This is a genomic window from Lewinella sp. IMCC34183 (assembly GCF_003390915.1).
In the GTDB taxonomy this organism is placed as follows: domain Bacteria; phylum Bacteroidota; class Bacteroidia; order Chitinophagales; family Saprospiraceae; genus Neolewinella.
This window is the reverse complement of the sequence record NZ_QMEM01000008.1, coordinates 1-12,651: the sequence shown is the minus strand read 5'-3', so window position 1 is coordinate 12,651 and position 12,651 is coordinate 1. Positions and strand designations below refer to the sequence as shown.

Sequence of the window (12,651 nt, the reverse complement as noted above, 5' to 3'; positions counted from 1 at the left end):
AATTTCACCGCTTCTTCCGCCCCCTGGCCTTTTTCCGCCGCCGGTATTCCTGCAGTTCCTGCCGGGTCATGGGCCGCTTCTTGTTGGTTTCCTTTTTCTCGTGGAAGGCCCCCTTGTCGCTGACGTCGAGGCGCACTTCCGGAATCGGCTGGGACGACTGCGGCATCTCCTCGGGGATCAGCTCGGTACTGACTTCCACCGACTCCGGCACCGGTAGTACGTCTACGCGCTGGTCCATAAGGGCCTCGATCGCCTCTAGTTGCTTCTCCTCCGCCTCGGTCATGAAGGTGAGCGATACCCCGTGGCGGTCGGCCCGGCCGGTACGGCCGATGCGGTGCATGTAGTTTTCGGGCTGGTCCGGGGTATCGATGTTGATCACGTGGGAAACGCCGCTGAGGTCGAGTCCCCGGCTTACGAGGTCCGTGGCGATAAGGATGCGGTGCTCGCCGGATTCGAATTTTCCGAGGCTGTTGAAGCGGTAGTTCTGGCTCTTGTTGCCGTGAATGATGCCGATCTCTTCCGGGAATTCGGGATCGAGCCGGTCGAACAGCACGTCGGCCAGTTTCTTGTTGGGAGCGAACACCAGGACCCGGTGGTAGCGATCGGTATCCCGCAGCAGGTGCAGCAGCAGGTTAGCCTTCGTATTGAAGTTGGGCACGTGGTACACGTACTGTTCGATGTTCTCCAGTGGGGTGCCGGTGGGGGCGGCCTCCACGGTAACGGGGAAGTCGAAAGTGTCAGCGATAATGGTGGCCACCTCGGGGATCATGGTGGCGGAAAAGAGCAGGTTTTGCCGCTTTTCCGGCAGCAGCTCCAGGATCTTGGTGAGCTGAGGGAGAAACCCCAGTTCGAGGAGCTCATCGACCTCGTCGATGACCAGGTGCTGCAGGGCGCGGAACTTCAGGCTGCCGGTGACGATCAGGTCGTACAGGCGGCCCGGCGTACCGACCACGAAATCGCATCCCTGCTCGACGGCCGCCGCGTTCGCCTTCAGGTTGACGCCGCCGAAGACCCCGACCACCACTACACTTTGGTAAGCGGAGAGCTTTTCAATCTCCTCCACTACCTGGGCTACCAGCTCCCGGGTGGGTACGATGATTAGGTTCTGGGGATAGGGGTGCTTCTGGAAGGTCCACTTACGCAGTAGCGGCAGCAGGTAGGCCAGCGTCTTGCCGGTGCCGGTCTGGGCGATGCCGACGACGTCGCGGCCGGACATCACTACGGGAAAGGCACGTTCCTGGATGGGCGTGGGATGTTGCAGTCCGAGGTCGTCGAGGGCCCGGAGCTGGACCTTGCTCAGGTTCAGGTCTTCAAAGGTCATGCCGGCAAGATACGCCCGCCACTACTCGTAGCCGGGGAACTGGCCGCTCACGTTGATCCGGTAGTTGCTGCGGTATTCCGTGGCGGTCATGCCGGTATGCTTCTTAAAGGCCCGGTTGAACTGGCTGACGGAGTTGAAGCCGCTGTCGAAGGCCACGTTCTGAACCGTCGAGTGATCGTCGGCCAACAGCTTGCAGGCGTAGACGATCCGGAAATCGTTCAGGTAGGTGACGAAGGTCTTGCCAGTAGTCTTTTTGAAGTAGCGGCAGAAGGCCGGAACGGTCATGGAGGCCACGCCGGCGATCTCGTCGAGGGTGATGTCCCGATCGAAGTTTTCTCCGATATGTTCCTGGATACGGTTGAAGCGCTCGAAGCCGTGGGTCTCTACTTCCAGGTGGAAGCCTTCGGCGTTGAGGCTCTCGTACTCGGTGCTGAGGGCCAGCTCGTTCAGAATATCGACGAGCAGCAGCAGCCGGCCGAGGGGCGGCAGGGTGATGAGGCGTTCGAGGCGACTGCCCTGAACGGTCCGGGTGGCGCCGTGAAAGCTGATGCCGTTGCGGCAGCGGGTGATGAGCTCGCGCACCTTGTGCATCTCGGGCAGGCCGAGAAACTCCGGATTGGGGAAGTCCGGGGCGAATTGCACAACGGTTTCCTTTTCATTCTTGGTCATGCGATCGGTGAAGCCGAGGTGGGGCAGGTTGGAACCGATCAGAATAAGGTCGCCCTGCTGGTAGTGGCTGATGTGGCTACCGACGTGGCGCCGCCCGTGCCCGCCCCGCACGTAGACCAACTCCAGCTCCGGGTGGTAATGCCACTTGGGTAGTTTATTGACGCGGACTTTGGGTTCGGCGTAGTGCTTGACGAGAAACGAGGTTCCCGGAGCCGGCGTCACCCGTTCGCGTACGGGTTGGGAGATGGTCTCCATAGGGTTGGATTGGTGGAATGATAACGCACCGGCCGGACCGTAATGCATGGCCGATTTAGTGCGAAAACGTTTGGGAGCAGGCATTAGTTATCTCGTTGACTGTGCATCGTTTACCCGGCAATGCGCGCATTTTGCGAGCCCGCCGGTGGATGGTCAAAATGTGCGTCAGGGTCGACAATATATGCACCGGAAGGAAAGGTTCATAGGCGCACCTTTGTAGTATCAGGAGTTGATCATGGGTGGCAACCTAACCAAAGGGCCCACCATACCCACAACATTTTTCAACCCCAAATTTACGACCCATGAAATTTTTCCTCTTCACCCTTCTGTCTGTTTTTTCATTCTCCGCCTTTGCTTCCATTGATCCCGCAGATCTGCTGGTCCAGGCGGACCCGATGAATCACTCCGTGACCCTGCGTACCACTACCAGCGTACCCGCAGCGTCCACCCTGCAGATCGTCGATGATCTGGGCCGCGTGCTGCACACCGCCCGGCTGGATTCGGGTGAGTACCTCAACCTGCGCTTTCAGCTTTCGGCCCTGCCGACCGGCAAGTACAACGTAGTACTTAAGGACGAGATCGGCGAAACCGTACAGCCCCTGCTGGTGGACCGCGCCGGGATCATCGCCGACCCCGCCCTGGCAAGCCGCACCTTCTACCCCCGCGTCGACCTGAAGGAAAGCATGCTGACGATCAATTACCTCAACACCGATGGAAAGAACGTCAACATCCGCATCTCCGACAAGACCGGCACCCAGCTCATCAGCGACAAGGTGGCCAACCAGCCGACCATCCAGAAGGCATACAACCTACAAAACCTGCCCGCGGGCGACTACTACGTGACCGTCAATCGTTCCGATGCCCCCGCCTACCACACGACCCTGCGGCTGCAGTAAGATTTTTTTTGCATGATCGACTTTAAGTTTCGCTCCTTCGCCTCTGGCGAAGGGGCTTTTTTTTGCCCGGAGCCATCGGAGGGGGATTTTGTACCTTCCCTACCCCCCGACCCCGGCCAATGATCAAGCTGCTCCCCTTCGCGTTTCTGTTGTTCCTGTTGCAGTCCTGCGTAGAACCGGTGGTTCCGGAGTACGATTACACCACGGGCTTCCTGCTCGTTGAGGGCGATATCGTCGACCAGCCCGGTTATTCCCGGGTAGCGTTGCGGCGCAGCACCCGGGAATTTGGCAACTACCGGCTGGATCCGGTAACGGGAGCGGCGGTCAGCAGTATCGACGGCGACGGCCGGGAAGTACCGTGGCGGGAAACCGAAGCCGGTACCTACGTGCCGCCGGAGGATTTCGTGGCCCAGGCCGGGCAGACCTACCACCTCGAGGCGAGTTTGCTTTCCGGAGAGCACGTTATTTCCGAGGACGAACGCCTGCCGACGGCCGTGGACCTCCCCGCCCTGCGGATGCGCTTCGAGCAGGAAGCGTACTACAGCTCCGAAGCGGAGCGGTTCGTGCCGGCCTTTACGCTGCTGGCCGACGTGGCCGATCCTGCGGGCGAGGATAACTTTTACCGGTATACCCACCGCTCCTGGTCGCAGCTCGCCATATGCGCGACCTGCTACAACAGCGTATACCGTAACGGCTCGTGCGTGCAAACGCCGGCGAGCCGAAACGTGCCGCGTTATGACTACAGCTGCGACGGTACCTGCTGGGCGATCACCCGCGGCCGCTCGGTAAGGCTGCTCTCCGACGCCCTCAATCCCGACGGGATCTTTCGCGACGTACCCGTCGCCCGCCTAGATTATGTCGGCTCCGGCGGGCTTCTGGTGGAGGTAGAGCAGTACGCGATCACCCGCGCGGCCTTTGCCTACTATGAGGTGCTGCAGGACCTGACCGAGGGCAGCTCCGGGCTCAACGCCCCCCTGCCGGCCCCCCTCTATGGCAACCTGCGGGCAACCGACGACGCGGCGCCCGCCGTGCTGGGGTACGTAGCCGTCAGCTCCCTGGCTACGCGACGCCTCTACTGGAACCGCGACGCCGTCGACGGCGAGCCGCTTTCCCGCCCGCCGCCGCCGGTCTTCGAGCCGGTAAGCCCGAGTCCGCCCAGTGCCCCCTGCGCGGGCCCCAACCGTACCGCTACCGAGCCGGAAGGCTGGCAACAATAACTCCCCGCACCCGCGTACCCGCCCCCCTATGCTTCGTCCTTCCTTCAGCTTCTGCCTGGTACTACTGCTCTTCTCTCCGGTACTTTTGATCGGCCAGCAGTCCTTTCCCGTGGAGGTTTACGTGCTGGACAGCCTCACCCGCGATCCGCTACCCTACGTGAACGTGCAGGTAGCCAATACCAGCGAGGGAGGAATGACCGACGAGGATGGCCGGTACGCTTTCCGCACGACCGACATCCGTCCTACCCTGCTCGTTTCCTCGGTAGGCTACGCCCCCCTGCGCCGGCGCCTGGAGCTTTCGGGGCCGCTCCGCATCGACATCGCGCTCTTCCCCGAGGCCACGTCCCTGGAAACCGTGACCGTCAGCAGCCGCAATGCCCGCGAGCGATTGCAGCGGCCGATAATGGGCGTCGAACAACTCAACATCAGCGAGATCGAACAGCTCCCCGTAGCCCTCGGGGAAGTAGATGTATTCCGCGGACTTCAGCTCGTAAGTGGCGTCAACTCCGCCGGGGAGGCCAGCAACGGACTGAGTGTACGCGGAGGCACCATCGACCAGAACCTGGTACTGCAGGACGGCGCCCCGATCTTCACGCCCACCCACCTGTTTGGCCTGTTTTCGGTCTTCACGCCGGACGCGGTCGGTAGCGTGGACCTGTACCGCGCCAACGTGCCGGCCCGCTTCGGGGGCCGGGTGGCCAGCGTCATGGAGATCAAGACCCGCACGCCCACCGCCGACAACCTGCACGTGCAGGGCGGTGTCGGGCTCGTTTCCAGCCGCCTGAGCGTAGAGACGCCGCTGACGACCGACAAACGCCTAAAGCTGCTGGCCGCCGGCCGGGCGGGCCTGAATGACTTCGTCTTCGGTGCCTTCGAACGGCTTAAGAATACCCGTAGCCGCTTCGGCGACGCCACTGTAAAGCTGCGCTATACCGCCGATCCGCAAAATATCTTCACGCTGACGGGATTTTACAGCACGGACATGTACCAGCTGGATCTCATCAATTCCTTCCGCGGCATCACCGCGGAGACGAACCAGTACCGCTACACGACCCGCAACCTCACGCTGGAGTGGTTACGACTCCTGAACGAGCGCACGGAAATCAATTTTCGGGTCGTCGATAGCGACCACGCTCCACGGGTACTGTTTCCCCAGGTGGCCGGTCCCGCCGAAATCGAGTACCGCTCCCGTATCCGCTACCAAAGCCTGGAAAGCCTGCTGACGCATCGCACCGGCGGCGACCACCGCCTCAGCGGGGGATTGCAGCTCACGCGGTATCGCCTCGATCCGGGTCGGTTGGACCCCGATGGCTCTCCCAACGTCGTGGCCGTGGACCTGGCCGACGAGCAGGCCGCTGAGGTCAGTGTATTCGTCGAAGACGAATGGTCGGCAACCGACGCCCTTACCCTTTCCGCGGGATTGCGCTACAGTCGCTACCTCCAGCTGGGCCCGGGAGAGGTCCGACAGTATCCGGCGGGCGAACGGCTTCCCGACGGCGCCGAGAGCGTCACGACGTACGAAAGCGGAGGTGTCCTGCAGGGCTACGGGGGCATCGAGCCCCGCCTGGGACTGAGCCTCCAACTCGGGCCGAATACAAGCACCAAGGCAGCATACGCCCTGAATCGTCAGTACCTGCAGAACATCTTCAATTCTACCACGCCCCTGCCGAGCAGCCGGTGGAAGGTATCGGACAACAACTTACTGCCGCAGGTGAGCCAGCTATACAGCGCGGGCCTGTACCAACTGTTGAACGGGGGCTACGAACTGAGCCTGGAGGGCTATTTCCGGCGGGTGAACAACCTGCTTGAATACAAGCCGGGGGCGGATTTTTTCCTGGCCGAGCAGGTAGAAACCGACCTGCTGCAGGGGGAGGGCCGGGCCTACGGCGCCGAAGTGGGCTTGCGGAAGTCCGGCGGCAACTTTACCGGTCAACTCAACTACGCCTACGCGCGGGCCTTCAACCGCGTAGCCGGTCCTACCCTCCGCACCCGCATCAACGGCGGGGAATGGTACCGCGGCTACTTCGACCAACCCCATACGGTCAACGGCAGCTTCACCTACGACGACGGGCGGACGCACCGCTTCAGCCTTAACCTGGTAGTGCAAAGCAACCGGCCGTACAGTATCCCTAATGGTTACCTGACGCTGGACCAGCTGATCGTTCCCATCTTTCTCGAGCGGAACAACGCCCGCCTGCCGCTGTACCACCGCCTGGACTTCAGTTGGACGATCCACAACGCCACCATGAGCCAGCGCCGCTGGGTTGGCGACTGGACGGTCACCGTGTACAACCTCTACGGCCGGAAGAACGCCTACAATGTCTATTATCAGCCCCGGAGCGGCGGCGGCAACGCGGATGTATTCGGGGCCAGCCCGCTGGCCAGCTACCGCCTCATCATTTTCGGTGCCCCGATCTTCAGCATCTCCTACAGCTTCAAGTTCCGTTAGCCTACTACGGCCCTGATCGCGTCCGCAAAGCGCAGCATGCCTTCCGGTACGTTGTACCAGCTCGGCGACACCCGCACCAGGTCTCCTCGGTAGCTGACCTGTACGCCGCGGCGGTCGAGTTCCGTCCGCAAAGCGTCCATGTCCGCCCCCCGGGGCAGACGTATCCCGACCAAGTGGTGCGCCCGTACGGCGGGCAAGCGTATGCCCAGCTCGGCCAATTCGTCGGCCACGGAATCCCACAGACCGCCGGTATAGGATTGTAAGGCATCCGGGCCGTGCGTATTCAAGAGATCGAGCCCGGCCTGCTGCATCGGGATCGCCAGAAAGTTGCTGTGCTCCCCTACCGAATAGCGTGCGGCAAGGGGGCGATAGGTATGGCTGTAGCGGGCCAGGCGGCTGAAGTCCTCGCTGCCGGAGCGGTTGATCCAGTTCTCCTCCAGCGGGATGCCATCGTCCATCCGTGGCCCGTAGTAGGCATAGCCGCAGCCGTAGGGGCCGAGCAGCCATTTGTATCCTCCGCACACGAGAGCATCGGGGCGGACGGTGCGCACGTCAAAGGGGTAGGCACCCACCGACTGGGTCCCGTCAATTACTAACCAGGCGCCCACTTCGTCCGTACGCCGCCGCACGGCTTCCAGGTCGAAGAGCGTGCCGTCCGACCAGTGCACCTGGGCAATAGCTACCGCGGCCGTATCGGGGGTGATGGCTTCCAGGACGCGGTCGGACCAGGACTCCCCGTCCGTGGGGCGGGCCACGGTCCGCAACTCCGCCCCCGTCTCCGCGCAGCGGCGGTGCCAGGCGTAGTAGTTGCTCGGAAACTGGTCCTCGACCACCAGCAGGTGGCGGCCCGGCGCCAGGGGGAGGTTGCGGGCCACGGTAGCGATGCCGTAGCTGGCGGCGGGAATGAGGGCTACTCTACCGGGTTCCGCGGCGTGGATCAGCTGTGCGAAAGCGGCACGTAGGCGGGCTACCGGCGCGAAGAAAGCGTCGATGGGCATTCCACTGTTCTCTTCCCGCCAGCGCAGGGCGGCGCGGGCGGCGTCGGCGGCGGCGTGCAGCTGCGGGGAACGGCTGGCCCCGTTGAGGTAGGTTTCGTTCGGCTGCAGGGCGAACAGGTCGGTGAGGGGATTCATAGGCGACGGATAGGCGGGGAAACGCAGGTGCGGAGTTGCGCCCAAGGTAGCCCGGACGGCGGCTAATGAACCGGAAACCATTACCCGGGGTTGCACCTTAAATCCCCGCATCCCCATTGACGATACACATTCTATTCCTTCTGCTCACCGGGCTCGCGCTGCTGGGGACCTTCATACTGCCCAGCCTGATCCGGAACCAGATGGTAAGCCTGCCCATCATCTACGTGGCGTTCGGCTTCGCGGTCTTTAACCTGCCGATTGACCTGCCCCTTATGAACCCAGACGACGCCCGCCTGGACCGGCGGCTGATGGAGTACATCACAGAGTTTATCGTCATCATCAGCCTGGCCGCGACGGGCCTGAAGCTCGACCGTACCCCCTCCTTCGTCAATTGGCGGGCCGCTTTCTACCTGCTCGGTATCGCCATGCCCCTCACGATTGCCCTCGTAGCCTTCCTGGGCTGGTGGTGGGCAGGGCTGGCGCCGGCGACGGCTATCCTGCTCGGCGCCGTCCTCTCCCCTACCGATCCGGTACTTGCGGCGAACGTACAGGTAGGCCCCCCGAACGAGGACGAACCCGAAGACGAAGTGCGCTTCGGGCTCACCCTGGAGGCTGGCCTGAACGACGGGCTTGCCTTCCCCTTCGTGTACCTAGCCATTGCGCTGGTCGACGCTACCTCCGTTGGCGATGCCCTGTTTACCTGGCTATGGTGGGACGTGGGCTACCGGCTTACGGTCGGCACGCTGATGGGCCTGGCCATCGGCAAGGGCCTCTCCTGGATCTTCTTCAGATTTAAAAAGAAGATGGCGGAGATCCGGGAAACCGAGATCGAGGAAGGATTCTTCGTGCTGGCCGCCGTACTCCTGACCTATTCGCTGACCGAGATCGCGGAAGGCTACGGTTTCCTTGCGGTATTCGTAGCTGCGGTAGTGAGCCGGCAACGCGAGAGCGACGAAGAAACCAAGAGCTCGGAAAAGGAGAGCTACCAGGCGGCGGACCAGGTCGAACAGGCGGTCCTGGGTATCTTCCTGATCGCCTTCGGCGGAATTATCGGCACCGGCGGTCTAAATGACCTGACGGTACCGGGGGCATTACTCGGGTTGGCCTTGCTGCTGGTCATCCGCCCGCTGGCCGGTATGATCAGCTTTCTTCCCTCCAAGTTGCCCTGGGAGGAAAAGCTGGCGATCAGCTACTTCGGCATCCGGGGCGTCGGCTCCCTATACTACCTGGCCTACGCGCACAACAGTGAATACTTCCCCACGATAGATCGTATCTGGGCCATCGTGAACTTTACCATTCTGGTGTCCATCTTTCTACACGGGATCAGCGTGATGCCGGTCCTCAGTTGGGTTGACCGCCGCATGGGCCGGCCCGCCGCGGACGACTAGTACGAGCAGCTTTCCGCGGCCGCCACTCCGCCGAGTGCTACGATACGGTCCAAACGGAGGTAGCAATTGTCTTCCATCCGCAAAAACTCTTCCGACCGGTGGGTCTTGGTATTTTTCAACACGGCATCGGAGACTACGGTTTCACCGTCGTACCGCCGGTAGGTAATGGCTACCGGTTCCCCAGACAGGATGGCCGATTCCATCCGATCGTAGAAGGTGCAGGCTATCGGCCGATAATTCGTGCGGGGACGGCTCAGGATCCAGTCCTCGTAGACCTTTGCGTCTCCTATTACGTACTCCCGCAGCAGAAGCAGGTTGCTCATGGCGGGGCGATACAGCGGGACGTCTACCGCACCGATACGGATGACCGGCCGGCCGCTCCGCTCGATCAACTGGCAGGCCGCCCGCTCGCGGGCAGATAGTGCGCTACCGGCAAATACAAAGAGCGTATCGACTTCAAACAGGTGGGGCTCCACGTACGCCACGGGTACGTCTTCCCAATCATCGGACAGGAAGCCCGGGGGCGGATCGCCGAGGTAAAAGAGACGCATGGATTTATCCGGTTGTATAGCGGACCATGCCGCCGTCGATGGTGATGGTTTGCCCGTTGATGTACCGGGCAAAGGGTGAAAGGAGGAAGGCGGCTACCCCGGCGAAATCCTCCGGCTGGCCCAGGACGTGCAGAGGAACCTCGGATAGGAATTCGTCTTCAATCTGTCGGCGGTCGACGTGCTTGAGGTCTGCCGCTTTCTGAAGTACACTGCCGATCCGCTCGGTATCGTGGTAGCCGGGGGCAATGATGTTCACGGTGATCCCCTGCGGCCCCGCTTCCCGACTCAGTGTCTTTACGAATCCGGCCACTCCGGCACGGAAGGCATTACTGAGAACCAGATTGTCGATGGGTTGCTTGATGGAAACACTTTCCAAAAACAGCAGCTTCCCGCTCTTTCGCTCCCGCATCATGGGAAGCACGGCCTGTATGAGCTGCACTTTCCACCGCAGGGTGCTGTAGTAAGCGGAGTCCCAGTCTTCCATGGTTAGTTCGTCCACCTGCCCCAGCGGTGGCCCGCCGGCGTTGAATACGCAGCCGGCAACACCTCGCCGCACCAACTCATCCCCGGCGCGGGAAACGGCAGCGGGGTCCGTGAAATCGGTGGGAAAGGAAATAAACCGCTCGCCGTACTGGTCCGCCAGTTCCTGAAGCGTATCCCGGCTGCGGGCCAATCCCACAACCTTCCCGCCTTCGGCAATGATGCGTTCCGCAATAGCGCGACCCAGTCCGCTTGACGCACCGCCGACGGCGTACGCACTACCTGCTAGTCCAAGTTCCATGCGATAAAGTTATAACATTATCTTAGGAGCGCTTCCACTGCGGCAGCCGGCTGCACGATGCGGCCGGTGATTCGGGTTTCGGTGGATTCACGACCGGTAGCGTGCAGCAAGGCATAGGCTTGCTGGTAGTCGAGATCGGGACGCAATGACTTCATCACGCCCAGCAGACCCGCGACGAACGGACATGCCATGCTGGTCCCGCTGTATGCCTTGTACTGGTTCCCGGGGATGGTACTATAGATGCCTACCCCCGGTGCTGCGATGGCCCGCTGCACGTTTTCGGTACGGTTGCTGAACGGGGCACGGAGCAGCAACTGGTCGATAGCTGCGACGGTGATGATGCCTTCGGCGTTGGCAGGAGCGAAGTCCTTGGCGTCCCGGTTGGAATTACCCGCCGCGGCTACCACGATGGCATTATTACGCTGCGCATACTTTACGGCGGCGCTGTAGGCGCGCTGACTACTCTGGGTGCTACGCCCGCCCAGGCTGAGGGAAATGACGTCGGCTCCCTCGTCCACGGCTTCAATGATCCCCGCGATGATGGTCTTCTGGGTTCCCATGCCCCCTCCGTTGAGGACCTTCACCGAACTCACTTCCACGAAGGGTTGCTCTCCCGTACCGGCCAGACTGGCGATGCCTACGCCGTTATTGGTCACACCGGCGGCAATGCCCGCACAGTGGGTCCCGTGGCCGTGGGGGTCGTTGTCGTACTTCGATTCGATGGAAAAGTAGTTGTCGGTAAGGTCTTCATGCTTACCGTCCACCCCCGTATCAAGGATAACCACCTTGGCCGTCCGCTCGGGACGCAGGTCGTGCAACAGGCGGTAATAGGCATCCATATGCAGCACTTCCATAACCCACTGCTCGCTGGTGAACGGATCGTTGATGCTGAGCGACTTATTACTAGCGGGGACATTCGTGGCATCGTCCACGATAAAGGGCTCGACGAGAATAGTCTCATTTGGCTCGAGGTAATTCACGGTAGACAGGACGGCCAAACCGTTTTCCATCCCCCGCGATCCGGTCTCATCCGTTACGACGTAATAATTGTCAAGTAAGGTCTCCGATGCAGCCTCGGGGAAGAACGCACGGTCGATGGTAAGTCCGTTATCCTCCGCAAACTCGAGCAGTTGCTCGTCGGATGCCCCCTCCCGTAACTCCACCAGGAAGCTCTCCGGGCCTTCGGTCACGGCCAGCTCCTGGGGAGCGACCTGCTCGTCGGCTTCAATTAATTCCTCCAGGTAATGCACCGCGGCAAACATGGCGAAGATGAGGATGACCGCGCTCCACACCGAGATCTGCTTCTTGACCGCCATCGACTGTACGAAGCCCACCATGCCCAGCATGATGAAGTCTTTCAGGATCTTGGGAAAGGCATTGGCCGCGATGGAGACCGAGGAAAAATCGGTCCAGGCGATGAGTCCGACGCCCGCATACGTGAGGACCATCCAGAGGGAGGCGTCCTTGAGATTACGGCGCCAGAACCAGAGGGACAGCGCGAGGGCGGTGAGCAATAACATGGTCGATAGATTTTCCTAAATATAAGGTTCGACCCGCGTCGGACGGTCAATTATTCGACGTAGGTCATCTATCCAACGTTGGGGATTGTGCCGGAGTTGCACGGCGGGCGGCACACGCGTCCGCACGGGGTTGTCATAAACGGAGAAAGCCCCACCGCCGGGTAGGCGATGAGGCTTTCAGTAAAATTGGCGGCGACCTACTCTCCCGGGGTCAAGCCCAAGTACCATCGGCGCTGGGCAGCTTAACTTCTCTGTTCGGAATGGTAAGAGGTGATCCTGCCCGCAGTAGCCACCAAAGTCTTTGTGTAACCCCCACTCGGGGGGGACACGTTTCTTTGATAACAATCAACAAGTTCGATAAGAGAGCTTCAGGCCTTTTTACCAGACCGATCCGGACTTCAGGATCAACCAAAGACCGTATGCTAATTAATTTCCACAACAAGCGTGCTGCCGTCTTTTTCACTACTCATA

At 61.3% G+C, this 12,651-nt stretch carries 10 protein-coding genes and 1 rRNA gene; 4 read left to right on the top strand and 7 right to left on the bottom strand.

Annotated features, from left to right (window positions below; genetic code table 11):
* Nucleotides 1–4: 4 nt before the first annotated feature.
* Nucleotides 5–1,321 (bottom strand): DEAD/DEAH box helicase, encoded by a 1,317-nt coding sequence (locus tag DQG19_RS16210; protein WP_116127341.1) that lies wholly within the window; start codon nucleotides 1,319–1,321, stop codon nucleotides 5–7.
* A gap of 21 nt (nucleotides 1,322–1,342) precedes the next feature.
* Nucleotides 1,343–2,245 (bottom strand): helix-turn-helix domain-containing protein, encoded by a 903-nt coding sequence (locus DQG19_RS16205; protein WP_116127340.1) that lies wholly within the window; start codon nucleotides 2,243–2,245, stop codon nucleotides 1,343–1,345.
* A 302-nt stretch (nucleotides 2,246–2,547) separates the two neighbouring features.
* On the opposite strand from DQG19_RS16205, the gene DQG19_RS16200 reads away from it, so the two are divergent.
* The 3 genes from DQG19_RS16200 (at nucleotide 2,548) to DQG19_RS16190 (ending at nucleotide 6,807) form a co-directional block, all read left to right on the top strand.
* Complete coding sequence (locus DQG19_RS16200; protein ID WP_116127339.1) at nucleotides 2,548–3,141, top strand: hypothetical protein; 594 nt, start codon at nucleotides 2,548–2,550, stop codon at nucleotides 3,139–3,141.
* A gap of 119 nt (nucleotides 3,142–3,260) precedes the next feature.
* Nucleotides 3,261–4,358: a DUF4249 domain-containing protein gene (locus DQG19_RS16195; protein WP_116127338.1), complete on the top strand. Its 1,098-nt coding sequence runs from the start codon at nucleotides 3,261–3,263 to the stop codon at nucleotides 4,356–4,358.
* A gap of 28 nt (nucleotides 4,359–4,386) precedes the next feature.
* On the top strand, nucleotides 4,387–6,807 hold the full coding sequence (locus DQG19_RS16190) for a TonB-dependent receptor (protein ID WP_116127337.1): 2,421 nt from the start codon (nucleotides 4,387–4,389) through the stop codon (nucleotides 6,805–6,807).
* Here DQG19_RS16190 and DQG19_RS16185 read toward each other — a convergent pair.
* Nucleotides 6,804–7,940 carry an aminotransferase class V-fold PLP-dependent enzyme gene (locus DQG19_RS16185; protein WP_116127336.1) on the bottom strand — a complete coding sequence of 379 codons (1,137 nt, stop codon included), beginning with the start codon at nucleotides 7,938–7,940 and terminating at the stop codon, nucleotides 6,804–6,806. The genes DQG19_RS16190 and DQG19_RS16185 overlap by 4 nt on opposite strands.
* A 116-nt stretch (nucleotides 7,941–8,056) precedes the next feature.
* On the opposite strand from DQG19_RS16185, the gene DQG19_RS16180 reads away from it, so the two are divergent.
* Nucleotides 8,057–9,328 (top strand): cation:proton antiporter, encoded by a 1,272-nt coding sequence (locus DQG19_RS16180; RefSeq protein WP_116127335.1) that lies wholly within the window; start codon nucleotides 8,057–8,059, stop codon nucleotides 9,326–9,328.
* Here DQG19_RS16180 and DQG19_RS16175 read toward each other — a convergent pair.
* The 4 genes from DQG19_RS16175 to rrf all read right to left on the bottom strand — a co-directional run bounded on the left by DQG19_RS16175 (nucleotide 9,325) and on the right by rrf (nucleotide 12,477).
* The gene (locus DQG19_RS16175; RefSeq protein WP_116127334.1) at nucleotides 9,325–9,879 is read right to left on the bottom strand and encodes a hypothetical protein; all 555 of its coding nucleotides are present in this window, start codon (nucleotides 9,877–9,879) and stop codon (nucleotides 9,325–9,327) included. The genes DQG19_RS16180 and DQG19_RS16175 overlap by 4 nt on opposite strands.
* Nucleotides 9,880–9,883: 4 nt before the next feature.
* Entirely contained in the window at nucleotides 9,884–10,660 is a 777-nt protein-coding gene (locus tag DQG19_RS16170; protein WP_116127333.1) for an SDR family oxidoreductase, read from the bottom strand.
* 17 nt (nucleotides 10,661–10,677) lie between these two features.
* Nucleotides 10,678–12,180 (bottom strand): S8 family peptidase, encoded by a 1,503-nt coding sequence (locus tag DQG19_RS16165; RefSeq protein ID WP_116127332.1) that lies wholly within the window; start codon nucleotides 12,178–12,180, stop codon nucleotides 10,678–10,680.
* 184 nt (nucleotides 12,181–12,364) lie between these two features.
* Nucleotides 12,365–12,477 (bottom strand): 5S ribosomal RNA (rrf, locus tag DQG19_RS16160).
* Between the last annotated feature and the right edge of the window lie 174 nt (nucleotides 12,478–12,651).

Bases quoted from the DNA above. Each gene is read 5' to 3' on its own strand.
- DQG19_RS16210 (WP_116127341.1), bottom strand. From the start codon at position 1,321: ATGACCTTTGAAGACCTGAACCTGAGCAAGGTCCAGCTCCGGGCCCTC.
- DQG19_RS16205 (WP_116127340.1), bottom strand. From the start codon at position 2,245: ATGGAGACCATCTCCCAACCCGTACGCGAACGGGTGACGCCGGCTCCG.
- DQG19_RS16200 (WP_116127339.1), top strand. From the start codon at position 2,548: ATGAAATTTTTCCTCTTCACCCTTCTGTCTGTTTTTTCATTCTCCGCC.
- DQG19_RS16195 (WP_116127338.1), top strand. From the start codon at position 3,261: ATGATCAAGCTGCTCCCCTTCGCGTTTCTGTTGTTCCTGTTGCAGTCC.
- DQG19_RS16190 (WP_116127337.1), top strand. From the start codon at position 4,387: ATGCTTCGTCCTTCCTTCAGCTTCTGCCTGGTACTACTGCTCTTCTCT.
- DQG19_RS16185 (WP_116127336.1), bottom strand. From the start codon at position 7,940: ATGAATCCCCTCACCGACCTGTTCGCCCTGCAGCCGAACGAAACCTAC.
- DQG19_RS16175 (WP_116127334.1), bottom strand. From the start codon at position 9,879: ATGCGTCTCTTTTACCTCGGCGATCCGCCCCCGGGCTTCCTGTCCGAT.
- DQG19_RS16170 (WP_116127333.1), bottom strand. From the start codon at position 10,660: ATGGAACTTGGACTAGCAGGTAGTGCGTACGCCGTCGGCGGTGCGTCA.
- DQG19_RS16165 (WP_116127332.1), bottom strand. From the start codon at position 12,180: ATGTTATTGCTCACCGCCCTCGCGCTGTCCCTCTGGTTCTGGCGCCGT.